Genomic DNA, 18,874 nt, shown 5'->3' with positions numbered 1-18,874 from the left:
TGAGTGGTTAAGACGGAGAATACGTATGTGTATATGGAAAGCTTGGAAGAAACCCAAGACCAAGGTGGCAAACCTCATTAAATGTGGTATAGAAAAATACAATGCACGGGAATGGGGTAACACTCGCAAAGGTTATTGGCGTATCGCTGATAGTCCTATATTGAAAGTGGCGATAAATAATGATAGCCTGCGAAAGGCAGGATATCCTACCTTAATGGGCTCGTATCTCGAATGGCATCCAAAATAGGAACCGCCGTATGCCGAACGGCAAGTACGGTGGTGTGAGAGGTCGGTGAACATGAAAATAGGAGATAAACACCTATGATTAATGTTTAACTCCTACTCGATTATGCTTGGCATGAGTATTAGCTAACGGGTGCAAGTTCCTAATGAGTCCTAAAAGCGGAAATCATACAGCCAAAAGCAAGGGTGTTCATCGTGATGTAGCTTCTGAAAGAAGCAGGCGGCAAACATTTGGTTTGACGGGCAGAAACTTCATATGAGGCATACGTCTGTAGATAAGACTGCAAATCAAGTCAAAGTCATATAATTATTCGGAACGGTTAATATAGTTTCCTTAAGCTTGCGAAAATATGGAGCAGACGTAAGATGGAAAGTTAATACTCTAATCCGATAAGGACTCACGGACGCACGAGAATAGTAAAAAACAATCGAAATCTGCGGAGTAGAGCTTTCCGTGAGAAGTCAGTAGTGGTCATAGTAGCGCGCAAACGCAGAATGTGAAGGACCGAACTTTAATTAAACGGCAGAATTGAGAACTACCGTAAGTTGGAACAAATGCAAAAAACTGAAGATTTGTGCAACCCTTAAAGAAATAGGACTGAACCAAAGAGTATTAGTGAATGTAGACCAGCATGTGAACGGTTGATGATGTAGTGAAGTAGAGGGTGTCAATTTGACACACCTCGTTTTTGTAGATATGGGTATAGTTTTATTTGATTCGGCATTATACTTTTCCACCTGTAGTGAAGCAATCATAAATGATATATTCATAGGCTATTTCATATAATATTTTTACATAACAAAATAAAGTATTAATTCGTTTTTAAGTGTTTCTTTTATGTCCTGAAAAATATTACTCTGTTGTAAATTAATGCTTATAGCTGATGTAATATTGTGATTTTATATTGAGGAACAACTATTACTTAAGAAATATGTATCCTATTTTATGCTTATTATATACCTCCTTTTTATATATGTTTTTTTGATATAAAATGGCTTTCAAAGCCTTCTGGAATGGGTAAATGTAACATTCATGAAAATAAATGTAACAAATGTACCACAATGTGTAATGTATAATATATATATTGTAACATGTAATTATATATATATGAATATTATGAATTAATTTTGCTTTGTGTAAAAAGTGTATAATATTGTGTAATCTTAAATGAAAATGCGTATGTGTATGACAAATGGTAGTTAGATGAAATTAATTAGCTTCCTTAGTTACTATTTAATTTTTATTTTTTAATTATTTGTATAAATGAAAAACATAAGACAAAAGTTTATTGAGATGTTTTCTTATGATAGGAAGAAACATTATCTCGCACAAATCGCAGTTTTTCTTTTATTGTTTATCTCTGGTAGTGCTTCTTTGATGGCTCAGGGATTTGTAGTAAACGGAAAAGTGCTTGATTCAAATGATGAGCCGTTGATTGGTGCGGCTATTGTATTGAAAAGTCAAAGTACTGTGGGAACCGTAGCGGATTTTGATGGAAACTTTACTTTGGAGGTTCCAGATAAAAACGCTGTATTGACAGTCTCTTATTTAGGTATGACTCCTCAGGAAGTCAAAGTGAACGGACGCAACATGATTGTAGTTGTATTGCGTGAGGATTCAGAAATGCTTGAAGAAGTTGTTGTAGTAGGTTATGGACAACAGAAAAAGGCTTCAGTTGTAGGTGCTATTACACAAACAACGGGTAAGGTTTTGGAACGTGCTGCAGGTGTTTCTGATATCGGTGCAGCGTTAACAGGTAATTTACCAGGTGTTGTAACAACTGCAGGTACTGGTATGCCAGGTGAAGAAGACCCGAAAATTACTATTCGTGGAGCAAGTTCGTGGAACAACAATGAAGAACCGTTGGTTTTGGTTGATGGAATTGAACGTCCTATGAGTTCGGTAGATATAACATCAGTTCAATCTATTTCAGTTTTGAAAGATGCATCTGCTACAGCTGTGTACGGTGTCAAAGGTGCAAATGGTGTTATATTGATAACTACTAAACGTGGTATGGAGGGAAGTGCTAAAATTGATGTTGGTTTTAACGCTACTTTGAAATCACCGTCTAAATTACCTAATAAATATGATTCTTATGATGCTTTAATGTTTCGTAATATTGCGATTGAACATGAATTGGCATTGGCTCCACAATCATGGGCTGACATTCGTTCTCAAGAATTTATTAATAACTATCGCAATCAGACTACTATTGAACAAATGGAGCGTTATCCTAATGTTGATTGGCAGAAGGCACTGTTTAAAGATAATACAATGTCTTATAATGCTAATATTAATATTAGTGGTGGTACAAAGTTTGTAAAATATTTTGCTTCAGCAGATTATGTACATGAAGGAGACCTTTTCCGAGTTTATGATAATGGACGTGGCTATAATTCTGGTTATGGATATGACCGTGTAAATGTACGTAGTAATATTGATTTTAATATTACAAAAAGTACTGTGTTGAAAGTAAATTTGGCTGGTTCAAATGGTATTAGAAAATCACCATGGAGTAATTCGGGAAATTCTGAATGGCAGATAGGTCAGCAATGGTCTGGTGTATATAATATTCCGTCTGATGTGTTTTTGCCTCAATATTCTGATGGTAGTTGGGGTTTTTATCCTAAAGTTTCAAATACAACAAATTCAGTACAGAATATTGCAATTAGTGGAACAATGCAGACAACGACAACACGCATTAATACAGACTTTACTTTGGAACAGGATTTATCTTTTATAACAAAAGGTCTTGTCGCAAGAGCTACAATATCATGGGATAATGAGTTTGTTGAGAATAATCGTGGAATTAATGATTTATATAATAATGCGCAAACTAAGTGGATCGATCCGGAAACCGGTCAGGTGGTTTGGGGACAATCATATGATACCAATCAAGGATTTGATTGGTCGCAGGGTATAAATTGGAGTACACAGTCTGGATCTGTAGATAACAGTAGAACAATAAGAAATTTGTATTATCAGGCACAGTTAAGTTGGGCGCGTTCTTTTGGTAAACATAATATGACTGCTATGGGATTATTTAGCCGTCAGGAGAATGCAAGAGGTAGTGTGATGCCTACTTATCGTGAAGACTGGGCTTTTCGTGTTACTTATGATTTTGCTAATAGATATTTTGTAGAATATAATGGTGCGTATAACGGTTCAGAAAAGTTTAGCCCTGAGAATCGTTTTGCTTTCTTTAATTCTGGTGCTATAGGATGGATGGTCAGTGAAGAACCTTTTATGCGTTATCTTCGTGAGAAAAAAATTCTTGATATGATGAAGATTCGTGCATCGTATGGTGAGATTGGCTCCGACCAACTTGGAGATCCATTTGATGAATCACGTCGTTGGTTGTACATGGATTCATGGAAATATGCGGGTCACACTCGTTTGGATTTGAACCATGCTGAAAGTATTTATACTTGGTGGTATGAATCTGCTATTGGCAATGAAGACATACAGTGGGAAGTCGTGGAAAAAATGAATTTAGGTATAGATTACTCTTTCTTTGAAGGATTAATGGCAGGTAGTGTTGAATTTTTCCGTGATACTCGTTCGAATATATTTGTATTTGGTAGTGATCGTTCAATACCTTCTTATTTTGGCGGAACACCTCCTTCAATAAATAAAGGAAAAATCCGTACAACAGGTTATGAATTAGAATTACGTTTAAATAAAGTTTTAGCGAATGGATTGCGTCTTTGGGGTAATTTTAATATGACTCATGCTCGTAATGTTGTACTTGTGAAGGATGATCAAGCTTTGCGACCTGCATATCAGAAGGCTGCGGGACACGGTGTTGGTCAATATTATTCTTATATTGACAATGGTTTTATCCAAAATTATGATCAGATGTTTGGTAGTCCAGCTCATGATTCAAGTGACTCTCAAAAATTGGTTGGAGACTATTATATTGTTGATTATAATGGTGATGGTGTTATAGACAGTAAAGACTCTGTTCCTTATGGATATACGAGTTCGCCTGAAAATACATACAATGCTACGATTGGATTTGAATGGAAAGGCTTTAGTGCCTTTGCACAGTTCTATGGCGTTAATAATGTTACACGTGATGTTGCTTTAAAAAGTTTGGAAAATAACTTAAATACTGTTTACGATGCAGGAACATGGTGGTCAAAAGATGAACCAAATGCAGATATTGTTGTTCCTCGCTGGAATTCGAAGCCTACTTATTATGACGGTACGCAATATATGTATGATGGTTCATATATCCGTTTGAAAAATGTTGAAATAGCTTATACATGGACAAAGGGATGGGTACAAAAGTTGGGTATCAGTAATCTTAAGATTTATCTTAACGGTAATAATCTATGGTTATGGACACGTATGCCTGATGACCGTGAGGCAAATCTTTCTGGTGCTGGCTATTTAGGAGCTTATCCTACTGTGAAACGTTATAATTTAGGTATAAAATTCACATTATAATATAATGAATAGTATGAGAAAAAAAAATATATATATAGCGCTTTTGTCATTGGCAATAGGTTGCGGTATGACTTCGTGTGAAGACTACCTGGACAAGAGCCCAGAAGCTACAGTAAATAAAGAAGATGCATTTAAAGATTTTCGTAACTTTCAGGGATTTGTAGAAGAAATTTATAATTGTATTCCTGATAAGGAGAAATGTAATTATTGTACTTCTTGGAATTGGGGTGACGATGAACTTTTTAACTCTTTAGGAAATGCCCACATGACTAACCAGGTTGATTTGGGTAATTTTCGTAATTGGTATAGTAATGGACAGACTTGGTTGATGACAGGTACAAATAACCCTACATCTACCGATAGTTTTCACCATTCATTGTGGGGACATGCTTGGTATTGTATTCGCAAATGTAATATAGGCCTAGCTAATTTGGATAAAATGATTGGAACAGAAGATGAGAAAAATCTGATAGCTGGTCAGCTTTATTTTTTCCGTGCCTGGTGGCATTTTGAGATGATGACATATTGGGGAGGACTTCCTTATATTGACCAAGAGCTTGATGCTACACAGGATTTAACATTACCTCGTCTTTCTTATCAGGAATGTGCAGACAAGGCTGCGGAAGATTTCAGGCGTGCGGCTGATTTATTGCCTATAAATTGGGATGATTCAAGTGCGGGTCAAGCAACTGTCGGTAGGAATCAGTTACGCATTAATAAAATTATGGCTTTAGGGTATTTAGGAAAGAATTATCTGTGGGCCGGAAGTCCATTAATGAAGAATGGCGCTCAATTAGGTGGCTCTCAAACTTATAATTATGATGAGACATATTGTCAGAAAGCTGCTGAAGCCTTTGGAGAATTGCTTACACTTGTGGAAAATAACCAAACACAATATGCTTTGGCTGAATTTAGTTATTCAAATATTTACGACCATGAGAAAGCTGCGAGTGCAACTACTTGTTATTCCGACATTTTTTATACTCGTCGCCAAAACTGGCAGATGCCTGGTTCAGTAGAAGCTATATTTAGAGGACCTTCAGGTAGTTCTGGTGGTACTGATGGTAATAATTCAAACTGGAATATGTCAAAATTGTGGGGACCAAAGGTAGCAAGTTTGGTTGAACATGATGTTATTATTCATCTTCCTACAGCAAATCTGGTTGAAATGTATGGAATGGCTAATGGCTTGCCTATAGATGATCCTAATTCAGGTTTCGATCCAACTCATCCATTCAAGAATCGTGATCCACGTTTCTATCACGATATAGTATTTGATGGCTTTCATTATGTTTTAGCTGAAGATAAGCTTAATGATGCACAAAAACCTTATGCATATCTTAATCTTTCAAGTAGTGGTGAGGAAATGCGTTCAGATGATATGGGAAGTCGCACTGGTTATTTTTTCCAGAAATTAGTTCCTCATACTTGTAACGTAGGTGATAAAGAATATGACTGGGGTAGTGCTCTTCATACATATTTGCCGTATATGCGTTTGGCTGACATTTATCTTATGTATGCGGAAGCTTGTGCTGCTGTTGGTGGAGCATCAGGAAAAAGTTCTAATTTTACTAAAACAGCTTTAGATGCAATTAATACAATCCGTAATCGTTGCGGTGCTGGTGAAGTAGCTGATTCATACGCTGCTGACAGAAATAAGTTTATGGACGAAATACGTCGTGAGCGTGCTGTAGAGCTTTCTATGGAGGGCTTTCGTTTTAATGACCTTCAGCGTTGGTTATTACTTACTGAATCGCCTTATACTGAAAAATATGCAGTAGAGTTTGATCGTTTAGAAAATGATGATTTTTATAAAAACAATGATCCTAAAGAGGCTCAAGTGGCTAATTATCGTCATGAGTTATTAGTAAAACGTGTATTCGGTACCAAGCATTATTGGTTCCCACTTCCTGATGATGACGTTTACCTTTATCCGGAATTTCCACAGAATCCAGGTTGGGAATAAATAATGCAATTGAAAAACACTAATGTATAATAATAAATAATTAAACAATGAAAGATAAACAGACAAAATTCATTCTTTTTGCCATGTTTGCGGCTATACCTTATTTTGCCGATGCACAGATTGCTATTGAGAATGAAAACGATACATTGTCAACCGAAAATGATCCTGTAGTTCAGGTAGCATTTAGGAAAGTTGCCCAAAAAGATCTTCTTGGTGGTGTTTCTGTAGTTAATATAGAGGAACTCACAAAGAAAAACTATAATACTTATAGTTTGGATAATATGCAAGGCTATATTGGTGGTTGGAATGGTAATTCTCTTTGGGGAATGGATGGTGATAATGCTGGTTATTTGGTACTTATAGATGGTGTACCACGTGATGCAAACAATGTAATGCCGACTGAAATTGCTCAGATCTCTTTCTTAAAGGGAGCTCAGGCTGTTGTCCTTTATGGAAGTAAAGCAGCAAAAGGAGCTATTCTTATAACTACTAAAAGAAGTACTTCTGAAGGACTTAGTGTTAGTGTAAGTGCCAATACAGGTTTCAATGTCGCTAAGAGTTTTCCTGAGTATTTGGGTTCTGCCGAGTACATGACTCTTTATAATGAGGCTCGTGTAAATGATGGATTGGATCCTTTATATTCTGACACTCAGATTTACAATCATGCTTCAGGACTTAATCCATATCGTTATCCGGACATAAATTATTATTCATCGGATTATGTTAAGAAGATGTATAATCGTTCCGAAGTTACAGCTGAAATTGAGGGTGGTGGTTCAAGAGCTCATTTTTATAGTAATATTAGTTATTACCGTAATGGAGATTATCTGAATTTTGGCGAGGCTGAAAATAATATGGTAGATCGTTTTAATGTACGTACTAATGTTGATGTTAAAATAAATGATTTTATCAATGCATATATCAATGCAAATGCAACTTTTTACAATTCAAAGACTGCTAAAGGTGATTATTGGAATGTTGCTACTACAGCTCGACCAAATTTCCCTCAAAATGCAGCTCCGCTGATACCGTTGGATATGATTGATCCTAATGCCAGTGCTGCTTGGGAATTATTGAGTACATCTGGGAATATAATTGACGGGAAATACTTCTTGGGTGGTTCTCAGGCTAATCCTACTAATGCATTTGCAGATGTTTATGCAGCTGGAAGCAGTAAATATACAAGCCGTCAGTTTCAGTTTGATACTGGTGTAGATATTAATCTAAATAAATTGTTGAAAGGTCTTTCTTTCAAAGCTATGTTTGCTGTTGATTATGCAACTTCTTATAATACTTCGTTTGACAACAATTATGCGATATTTGTTCCTACTTGGTCAAATTATAATGGTAAGGATGTTATTGTGAGTTTGACAAAAGAAGGTGTAGATGAACGTCCAGGCATTCAAAATGTTGGCGGAAGTACCGATAACCAGACTATTGCTTTTACAGGACAATTTAACTATCAGAATACATTTGATAAAGATCATAATCTGTCGGCTATGTTGATTGTTAATGGTTATCAGCAAACTAAATCTGCATTATACCACCGTATATGCAATGCAAATTTGGCTTTGCAGGCAGGGTATAATTATAAACAGCGTTATTATGCTGATTTTGGTGCTGCGTTGATTCATTCTGCGAAGTTAGCTCCAGGGCATAGAAATGCCTTGTCACCTTCTTTGACATTGGGATGGCGTTTAAGCGAAGAGGATTTCCTTAAAGATTCTCAAGTTATTGATGAAATGATATTTAGTGTGTCTGGTAGTATATTGAATCAAGATATAGATTTAATAATGAATGATAATGAATACTACCTTTATGAAGGAGTTTGGACTCAAGCTGACGGCTACAGTTGGTATGACGGCTCTGCTGGTAAATATACATACTCTACAAAAGGTCAAAATCATGATTTGGACTTTATTAAACGTAAGGAATTATCTGTAAATCTCCGTACATCTATGTGGAACAAACTTATAACTGCAGATGCATCATTCTTTATTAATTCCAATGAAGGTTATCTGATTAGTAGTCCAACATTTTATCCGTCATATTTAAGTACATATTATCCTGCTGCATCATTCTTGCCTGTATTAAATTATAATAATAATCGTCGAATTGGGTTTGATTTCAGTGTGAATGTTAACAAACGTATAGGAGAAGTAGATTTATCATTAGGCGTATCTGGTACATACTATGATACTAAGGCGACCAAACGTGATGAAATCTATGATGATGAATATCGTTATCGTGAAGGAAAACCTATTGATGGCATTTGGGGATACCAAAGCGCAGGATTATTTCAAAATCAAGAAGATATTGATAACTGGTATGATCAATCTAAGTTAGGACAAATACGTCCAGGTGATATTAAATATATTGATCAAAATGGGGACAATATAATTGATGAAAAAGATGAAGTATTCTTGGGCAAAGGTGGATGGTATGGTTCGCCATTTACAATGGGTATAAACATTACTGCTAAATGGAAAGGATTCACTATCTTTGTGCTTGGAACAGGTGGAGTAGGAAGTTATGGCTTAAAGAACAGTTCTTACTATTGGATAGATCAAGAAGACAAATATTCAGCTGTGGTTCGCAATCGCTGGACTAAAGAAACCGCTTCTACAGCTACTTATCCACGTTTGTCAACTTTAAATGCAAGTCAAAATTTCTGTACGTCTGATTTTTGGATGTACAAAGCTAATCGTTTCGATTTAGCAAAAATACAAATTACTTACGACTTGCCTAAACAAGTATTACGTCGCTCGTTTGTAAAGGAATTATCGGCTTTTGTAGGTGGTGCTAATTTGCTTACTATTTCAAAAGAACGTGAACACATGGAGCTTAACGTAGGTAGTGCGCCTCAGAGCAGATACTACAATATTGGTTTAAAAGCAGTATTTTAACTAAAAAAACAATTAAAATGAAACTAAAATATATTTTGATATCTACGGTACTTTTGACATCTTTATCTGCATGTGAAGATATGTTTGAGCCTGCTCAAGAGAATATTCGTGATGTAGAGCAGATGTTTTCCGATCCTAACTATGCATCAGGTTTGTTGGGATATGGCTATGCAATGTTACCATATGATAACTCCAGTGTCAGTGATGTCGCTACTGATGATGCAGTAACTAATGATTTGACTAGTACCTATTCACAAATGGCGCTTGGTTCTTGGTCTTCAAGTAATAACCCAATGGAACAGTGGCAAGCTCGTAAGGCTACTATTCAGTATATTAACACATTTCTAAGTATTGTTGATCGAGTTAGTTGGTCAAGTACTGAAACTACAAATAAAATGTTTATTGATAAATTGAGTGGTGAAGCTTATGCTTTGCGTGCCTTAAATTATTTTTATCTTTTGCAGGCTCATGCTGGTTGGACAGAAGATGGACAATTGTTGGGGGTACCTATGGTATTCGAACCTGAAGATATGAACTCTGATTTCAATTTACCTCGTAATGAATTTAGTGAATGTGTAAAATTTATTTTTGAGGATTTGGATAGGGCTATTGATTTATTGCCACTTGATTTTTCGAATATCAGTAGTAATGCGGAGCTACCAAGTAAATATCAACAAATTGGGGCAGAAATGGGTGGATACAATTTGGTATTTGGAACTTATCAGCGTGGACGTATATCCGGGCGTATTGCAGAAGCTATTAAGGCTCAAGTAGCATTGTTGGCAGCAAGTCCAGCTTATCGTGAAGCTTCAGGTGTAACATCTGAAACCGCAGCTAATTATGCAGCTATAGTACTCAATAGAATAGGTGGTGTTAATGGTATAGACCCGAGAGGAAATACTTGGTATATGAATACTGATGAGTTGGATAATATGGGGTCAGGATCTGTAACTGCTGAAATTATATGGAGAGGTAATCGTACTAATGGTGATGCTGATTGGGATATGGGTATAACTCAAGAGAAAAACAATTTTCCACCTACTCTTTATGGAAGTGGTAGAATTAATCCGACTCAGAATCTGGTTGACGCTTTTCCTATGGCTAACGGTTATCCTATAAGTGATGCGGTTAATAGTGGTTATGATGCTTCTAATCCTTATGTAAACCGTGACCCTCGTTTAACTGATTATGTATTATATAATGGTAGTACATATAAGGGAAAGACAATCATCACTGGACTATATGCCGACAGCGAGAATAAGACAGATGATGGACTGAATAAAATAGGTACATCTACTCGTACTGGATATTATCTGCGCAAGCTTTTACGTGAGGATTGTAATCCAAATCCGAGTGCTCTCAATCCTAAATATCATTTCCCGGTACGTATTCGTTATACTGAGATTTTCTTAGCTTATGCTGAAGCAGCTAACGACGCTTGGGGACCTACCGGTACTGGTGGAAATGCTTATAGCGCTTATGATGTCGTTAAGGCTTTACGTTCCCGTGGTGGAGTAGGAACTGATAATGGGGACGCTTATCTTGAAAGTATCAAGAATGATGTGGCAAAGATGACGGATCTTATTAGGAACGAACGACGTATAGAGTTATGTTTTGAAAATAAACGTTTTTGGGATATTCGCCGTTGGAATTTACCGCTTAACGAGACAGCTAGAGGTATACGTATAGAACAAGCTACAGGCAACTCTTTGAAATATACGGAAATTGATGTAGAAATACGTAACTATCAAGATTATATGTATCATGGACCTATACCTTATTCTGAAACTCTAAAATGGAGAAATTTACAACAGAATAAAGGCTGGTAATATGTTTAATTAAAATTTATAATGTAAAAATGAAAATGAAAAAAGTTATATCATTGATGATGTCTGGTATTTTGACATTTGCTTTTTCTTCCTGTAAGAATGCAGATAGAACATTCCCAGATTATGAAGGAGGAACATCTGTATATTTTGCTTACCAGTATCCTGTGCGTACATTAGTTTTGGGAAATGATGAAGTAGTTGACAATTCTCGTGATCAGCAGCATAAATGTGCTATTTATGCCACTATGGGAGGAGCATATAATGGTAGAGATATTACTATTGATATTGATGTAGATAACTCTCTGTGTGATAATCTGACTTTTGAGGACGGTTCACCGGTTCTACCTTTACCAGAGAATTATTACGAGATGCTTGGTAATCAGATTAAGTTTGGAGGTGATATGTGGGGCTACGTAGAAGTGAAACTAAAGGATGCCTTTTTTGAAGATGAGAAAGCTCTAAGTAATAATTATGTAATTCCTGTAGTAATGACAGGACAGAAAGGTGCTGACCGTATTATTACTGGTACTCCATCGATAGAAGGAGACCAGCCAGCACGCACTAATTCGGCTTATTGGAACATACAGCCCAAGGACTATGTGCTATATTGTGTGAAATACATGAATCCATGGCATGGCTTTTACTTGCGTCGTGGAATAGACCAAATAACAACCGCTGATGGTACAATAACCACAAATGTCCGTCACGAGGAATCTGTAGAGAAGGACGAGGTTTGCGAAATGACTTCTCGTTCACTTAATACCGCAATTTTCCCAGTATCTATTAATGATGAAAATGGTACGGCCGTTACTTGTGACTTGCTGCTTACATTTGATGGTGATAACTGTACCATTACCTCTGGTAGTGATGGTATTGAAGCTTCTGGAAGCGGAAAGTTTGTGGAAGACGGAGAGAAAAATTCATGGGGTAATAAAGATCGCGATGTCATATATCTGGACTATAGTATAGATTATGGTTTCAAGCAAGTTGCTACTAAGGATACATTGGTTGCACAGACTCGTGGCACAAACAAATTAGTTACCTTCACTCCTACATATAATGAGAAATAAATATCTTTAAATAAAAATATGTACTGGTTATGAAGAATAAATCTTTATATATAAGTTCATTGTCAATGTTGCTTCTCATGGCAGCATGTGCTGACGAACAGATTGCTGAATTTAAAATAGAGAAACCAGCAATTATCGAACAATATGAATATTTGAATGCTTATGATGCATTAAAAACATATGTTGACCGTACTGCAAATCCCAACTTTAAGTTGGGTATTGCATTGGGAGCCAATGATTTTGTCGCAGGTGGACAAGTTCATAGCTTGGCAATATCTAATTTTGATGAAATGACAGCTGGTAATGAAATGAAATATGCTTCCTGCGTTTCTGATGATGGCACTATGAATTTTTATAATGTTACAAATTTTGTGAATGAAGCCAAAGCTGCTGGCATGACAATATATGGTCATACATTAGGATGGCATTCACAGCAGAATATTAAATATTTGAATTCATTGATAGCTGATAAAGAAGTTGTAGGTGACGGAAGTGTTACGAATAAATATGCTTATCAGTCAGACTTTGAAGATGGTAATCCAATTGGTGGATGGGGAAACAATTCAACTCTTGAAGTAGTCAATGAAGGACCTGATGGCTCTAAGTGTTTAAAAATGACTAACCCAAGTGTTGTAAATCCATGGGAAGCTCAAGCTGCTATTGATTTGCCTTTTGAAGGAGGTCAAGTTTATTATTTGAGTTTTAAAGTTAAAGGTAGTGTTGAAGGAAGTATGGGGGCGTCTTTCCAGCATAGCGCAGATTATGGTGGTCGTGGAGATTTCCCTTCTATGAATATTACTACAGACTGGACTGAAGTATTGGTTTCAACTACAGCTCAAGACGGTGCGGACCGTTTCCTTTTCAATTATGGAGCATACGCTGGATCAATTTATATTGATGATTTGGCTATTTATTACGAAAGTAATGCCGGTGAGGTTGCAATTCCTGTCTCTGTAATAGAGGATGATTATTCCAGTGGTACGCCTATAGGCGGATGGGGTGGTCATACATCTTCTGTAGTCGATGGTGTTTGCGTCGTTGAAAATCCTTCAGAATCCCAATCGTGGGAAAAGCAGTTGTGCTATGAGGTAACTACTCCTTTCACAAATGGAACAGTTTATTTCTTACGCCTTAAAATAAAAGGAACTAAAGAAAGTAGCATAGGAGTTGGCTTCCAAAATCCTAATGGATATATTGGTTGTGGTGATTTCCCTGCTTTACAGGTAACTACTGATTGGAAAGAGGTTACTATTTCTACAGCTTGTACTGGAGAGGGAGCAACACGTTTATTGTTTAATATTGGTGCATACGTAGGAACTTTGTACTTCGATGATGTATGTTTATATTATGAGAAATCGGCCAATGCTATACCGTTGACACCGGAAGAAAAGAAGGATACTCTTACATGGGCTTTGGATAATTGGATTAAAGGTATGATGGAGGCTACAGGAGGTTATGTAACTGCTTGGGAGTTGGCAAATGAGACAGTTTCCGGTGGAGGTGACGATAATGGTATCTATGAATTGCAATCAGCTGAAAACAGTGATAATCCTTCTGCAAACTTCTATTGGCAAGATTATCTTGGAGATATAGATTATGTTCGTATATTAGAGTCTAAAGCTCGCAAGTATTTTGCTGAATACGGTGGAAACCCTTCTGATTTGAAATTGTTTATTAATGACTTCAATCTGGAATCATGGTGGGATGGAAACAAGAAGGCTAAGAGTTTGGTAGAATGGATAAAGAGATGGGAAGCTGATGGCGTTACTAAGATTGATGGTATCGGAACACAAATGCACGTCAGCTACATTTTGAACGAAGCAGATCAAAAGGCACAAGAAGATGCCATTGTTAATATGTTCAAAATTCTGGCAGAATCAGGCAAGCTCGTCAAGATTTCTGAGTTGGATATGGGAATTGTTGATAAAGCATTCGGTACAGGTATAAAGACAGAAAATGTAACATTGGAACAGCAGCAGAAAATGGCAGAGTTCTATACATTTATAATCCGTAAGTATTTCGAGATTATTCCTGTAAACCAGCAGTATGGTATTACTCAATGGTGTGTAACAGATAGTCCTGCCGACTCTGGTTGGAGAGCTGGTGAGCCTGTTGGCCTTTGGGATTTGAATTACAATCGTAAGCCTGCATATGGAGGTTTTGCTGATGGACTAAAAGGAGGTGAATAAATTTTTATAAACTTCTTATAAATGGGCAGGTAGATTTTATCTGCCCATTTTTTTCTCCATTATAAATACTTAAAACTAATTTTTATGAAATACAGAATAAAACTTCTTCTTGTATGTTTGATTATAGGACAGTTCTTTTTTTCTTGCAGTGATAAAGAAATTATTGAAGAACCGCCTACAATCGAAGAACCAAATCCTGAACCAGAGCCTGAGCCTGAACCTACCCCAATAGTAACCTTACCTGAATTACATGTAGAGGGACGTTATCTGAAAAATGCTGAAGGAGAAATTATTAATTTACATGGATTTACCCAAACATACAGCCCTTATTTCAATAATAACAGATGGTCAAATTATGATGTTGATGCTTGTTTAAGTTATAATAAACGTATGGTTGACGAAATTCTTGACGCTGGTTGGAAATTTAATTTTGTACGTATGCATTTGGACCCGTATTGGAGTGATGATCCTTCAATGACTTCTGTACGTTACGAGGGGCATGAAAGGTTTTCTGAAGTACGTTTTCGCAAATATCTTGATGAACTATTCGTTCCTATGGCAGAATATTTTATTTCTAAAGGAATGTATGTTGTTATGCGTCCACCAGGTGTTTGTCCAAATGGAGACGGTTACGAAGGAATAGAATTGGGTGATACTTATCAAACTTTCTTGTTGAAGGTTTGGGATATAGTATCCAGTCATGTAAAATTGAAGAATAATACAGGTCTTATGTTTGAGTTGGCAAACGAACCTGTAAATATCAAGGGAACTGACGGAAAATTTGGAAGTAGTGGTGACGCTTGTTTTGCGAATATGAAGAAATATTTCCAGGCTATTGTGGATAAAATACGTTCAAATGGCTGCAATAATATTTTATGGATACCAGGATTGTCTTATCAATCTTCTTATGCTGGTTACGCAACTCATCGTATTGAAGGTGAGAATATAGGATTTGCGGTTCATTGTTATCCTGGTTGGTATGGTAGTGATGCTGAAGAAGACAGCTCTGAAGGAATAGGATCTTCTACCGGTGGGGGATATGAAGCTTTTCAGAGAGGATGGGATGCTCAGGTTGGTCCGGTTGCGGAGTTTGCACCTATAATGGTGACAGAAATTGATTGGGCCCCGAAGAAATACGATGCTACTTGGGGAAAGAGTATAACAGGAGAAGCTGGAGGAAAAGGTTTCGGGGCAAACTTTAAGTATATAGCCGATAAGTCAGGTAATGTTTCATGGCTTTTCTTTACTACAGACTCTGAGATGTTGGCTGCTTTTGAGGATGTACCTGGTGAACCTGGTAATTATACTTTCCTTAATGATCCTGAGGCTTGTCCTTGGTCTATGTATCATTGGTTTAAGGAATATGCAGAAGGTATAGTTATAAATGGTGAGCTTGAAAAACTGGAGTTGGTTGGCTTGGATGAGAATCTTGAATTGACAATGGGGGATGCAAAATACATTAATGTAAAAGCTGTTTATTCTGATGGTTCGACACGAATGATTACCAATGAAGTAACAATTACATCGTCTGATGAATCTGTTGTTAAGGTTGATGGAGTTGGAAAAGTTGTTGCTTGTGCTGAAGGTCAGGCAAATATTACAATATCTTATGTAACGGACAATCAGGTAAAAAAAGAATTGTTGGTTTCTGTAAAAGTCCTTTCTCCTTTTATCTTGAAAGAAGGATTCTTTAATCCGTCAATATGGGAAGAAGGGTCGTTTGATGAAGAAACATTAACTTTGATTACAGGGCAATATGGCTTTGGTGGATGGCAATATGCTAATGGACTTGATTTAAGTGATTATACTTCAATAAGAGTTGAACTTGCATCGCCTAATGATTGCGAAGCGTCATTCAGATTGTTTGATCAAAATTCTTATTGGACTTCTCCGGCAATGTATGATTTTGGTAGCTCAACAGTGATTAATGTAGATTTACATAACATGATAAATGGTGATGGTAATAAACTTGATCCTTCCCATTTGTATATTATAGGATTTTGGTCAATGGGAGGAAAACCAATTGTAATCAAGAGTATTTCTTTAAATAAATAACGATTATAAAGTTGATTATTTGTAATTATTATAATTATAATCTGTTCAGTAAGAAATGAATTTATGCAGAACTTACTATTTAACTGTATTACTTTTCTCATTATATTGCCTATGAATAAATTCTTAGCCTTATTCCTGTTCTTTATTTGTAGCTTAGGTGTATCCTCGCAACCTTGTAGTGTACTAAATAAGTTGACACAACTTATTTAGTACACTACACATTTTTTATTCAGTAACAATCAGGAAACCTCCCATTGGAAGGCATGGAATATTAATTACTTCGTTTGTTTCTATACTTTTCTGGGAGATATCAAAACTTTTATCGTCTTTGCCGTCTTTTACTATAGTGCATGAGGTTTTATAATTAAGCTTCATGCGTTCAGTATCGAATGACAGGACACGTTTCTCTTTTGTCCCGTTTATTCCTGCAATATACCACTTGTTTCCTTTCCTGCGTGCCAGAACAACCTCAGTTCCTGGATATCCTGAAAGTAGCTTGGTGTCATCCCATGCTGCCGGAAGATGCATAAGGATGTTTTTTACTTCTTTTGGAAGAGTATAGTAAGTTTCAGGCTTGTCAGGCATGTGTTGGATTCCGGATTCAAATAATGCTGTGAGAGCCAGTTCGTGAGCGTAAGTAGTTATATGAGGAAATTGTGAGTTTGAGAATGTGCCTGGAGTATAATCCATCGGACCCACAACGTTTCTTGTGAATGGAAGGGTGGCATTGTGTATGGCTGCCATATCTGTCATTGTAGGACCATTGTTATACCATTCAGCTCCGTAAACGCCTTCTATTGACATAAGGTTAGGATATGTTCTTTGCCATCCTCGTGGAATTGTGGCACCATGGAAGTTTACCATGAGATGATGTTTTGCGGCATCCTTCAGTATATTTATACATAAATCCATAATGGGAGCCATATCGCCAGGAAAGAAATCTATTTTTACACCTTTCACTCCAATGCTGTTTAGCCATGTGAATTCCTTTTCGCGGTTTTCTTTTGTGTTCAGTCTGTATAGTGGCGTTGGTGCCGATTCTCCAATCCAGTTGGTACTTGAATTGTACCACATCAATGGCTCGATTCCTTTACTTGAGGCGTATCTGACAATGTCTTCGATATTGCCTCCATTTCCCATAGTATCCCATTCCCAGTCTATTAGGGTGTATTTCCATTGCATGTCGTTTGCCAGGTCAACATATTTTTTTAGAAGCTGATAATCCTTTGTCCCATGGTTATAGGCCCAGTATATCCATGAAGCGACTCCTGGGGTTATCCATTGCGTTTCGGCTATAGTACTTGGGCTTGCTACGTCTGTAATAAGTGTCGATTCTACAATGTCTGCCAGTTTGCCTATAATCATTACTCTCCAAGGTGAAAACCATCTTTTATTATAATCCAGCCTGTTGTCTGGATATGTGACGCTAAATTCTTCAGGTTTGTTTTCGTTGTCAAGATATGATGCGCAGTTCCCTTTGGTTATGTCAGATTCTGAGATTAGTATGAATACTGAATCGGTTGTTTCGACCAGTGCTGGATATCCCCATTTATGTGAATCCGCGTTGTAGCCTGTCTTTGACTTCGTATAGAAGCGTTCATAGCTGTCTGGAGCATAAGTCTGCATCCATCTTGTCTGTCCTTCTGTTATACAGTATGTTGTATATTCTTTTTCTATAGATGAGTCATTTGATGATTCGTTTATGCCGTATCTGAATGCTATTCCGTCATTGTACACTCTTAGTGTAATATCCATATCCTGGTTATTACTGTTCTTGATTTTAAATGTCTGTTCCGTAGCGTAATTACTGCATAATCTGCGCTTGCCGGTAATCATTTCATACTCATCTTTTATCAGTTCAGGTTTCCCGGCAGGAATGATATCCAGGTTATCAAAAAATACGTTCTTGCCTGTGGCGATTCCTATTTTTACGTATGTCTGTATTACTTTGTTTTCATAACATATTCTCAGTCCTGAATGGTTCGCTTCAATGTCATTTTTTATTTCGACTGTAATTTTTTTGTTTGGTGATGATATTACATTTTCTGCATTTGTGGTTGCCGAAACAGCAATCATCGCGGTAATGATTATTTTAGATATGTTCATAGTATGGCAGGTAAAATAAAAATGAAAAGAAGAGTACAAAGTTATACCTCATACTCT

At 36.8% G+C, this 18,874-nt stretch carries 8 protein-coding genes and 1 pseudogene; 8 read left to right on the top strand and 1 reads right to left on the bottom strand.

Going from position 1 to position 18,874, the window contains the following annotated elements; translation table 11 throughout:
• The 8 genes and pseudogenes from H6A27_RS02820 to H6A27_RS02785 all read left to right on the top strand — a co-directional run.
• Positions 1-247: pseudogene (locus tag H6A27_RS02820) on the top strand (group II intron reverse transcriptase/maturase); the annotation flags it as partial.
• A gap of 1,290 nt (positions 248-1,537) precedes the next feature.
• Entirely contained in the window at positions 1,538-4,696 is a 3,159-nt protein-coding gene (locus tag H6A27_RS02815; protein ID WP_420867838.1) for a SusC/RagA family TonB-linked outer membrane protein, read from the top strand.
• Between the two features lie 13 nt (positions 4,697-4,709).
• Positions 4,710-6,662: a RagB/SusD family nutrient uptake outer membrane protein gene (locus H6A27_RS02810; RefSeq protein WP_204507587.1), complete on the top strand. Its 1,953-nt coding sequence runs from the start codon at positions 4,710-4,712 to the stop codon at positions 6,660-6,662.
• A 47-nt stretch (positions 6,663-6,709) separates the two neighbouring features.
• A complete protein-coding gene (locus H6A27_RS02805) occupies positions 6,710-9,568 on the top strand; it encodes a SusC/RagA family TonB-linked outer membrane protein (protein WP_204507586.1) in 2,859 nt (952 codons plus the stop codon).
• A 17-nt stretch (positions 9,569-9,585) separates the two neighbouring features.
• Positions 9,586-11,397 (top strand): RagB/SusD family nutrient uptake outer membrane protein, encoded by a 1,812-nt coding sequence (locus H6A27_RS02800; RefSeq protein ID WP_204507585.1) that lies wholly within the window; start codon positions 9,586-9,588, stop codon positions 11,395-11,397.
• Between the two features lie 29 nt (positions 11,398-11,426).
• Positions 11,427-12,467, top strand: coding sequence for a DUF5627 domain-containing protein (locus tag H6A27_RS02795; RefSeq protein ID WP_204507584.1), 1,041 nt, complete (start codon positions 11,427-11,429; stop codon positions 12,465-12,467).
• A gap of 29 nt (positions 12,468-12,496) precedes the next feature.
• Positions 12,497-14,656, top strand: coding sequence for an endo-1,4-beta-xylanase (locus H6A27_RS02790; protein WP_204507583.1), 2,160 nt, complete (start codon positions 12,497-12,499; stop codon positions 14,654-14,656).
• A gap of 84 nt (positions 14,657-14,740) precedes the next feature.
• Positions 14,741-16,711 (top strand): glycoside hydrolase family 5 protein, encoded by a 1,971-nt coding sequence (locus H6A27_RS02785; RefSeq protein ID WP_204507582.1) that lies wholly within the window; start codon positions 14,741-14,743, stop codon positions 16,709-16,711.
• 225 nt (positions 16,712-16,936) lie between these two features.
• Here the strand turns inward: H6A27_RS02785 and H6A27_RS02780 are convergent, their stop codons facing one another.
• Complete coding sequence (locus tag H6A27_RS02780) at positions 16,937-18,817, bottom strand: glycoside hydrolase family 97 protein (RefSeq protein ID WP_239469543.1); 1,881 nt, start codon at positions 18,815-18,817, stop codon at positions 16,937-16,939.
• Positions 18,818-18,874: the final 57 nt, after the last annotated feature.

This window comes from Bacteroides caecigallinarum (assembly GCF_016902295.1).
Taxonomy (GTDB): domain Bacteria; phylum Bacteroidota; class Bacteroidia; order Bacteroidales; family Bacteroidaceae; genus Phocaeicola; species Phocaeicola caecigallinarum_A.
This window is presented reverse-complemented; position numbering and strand designations above follow the sequence as displayed.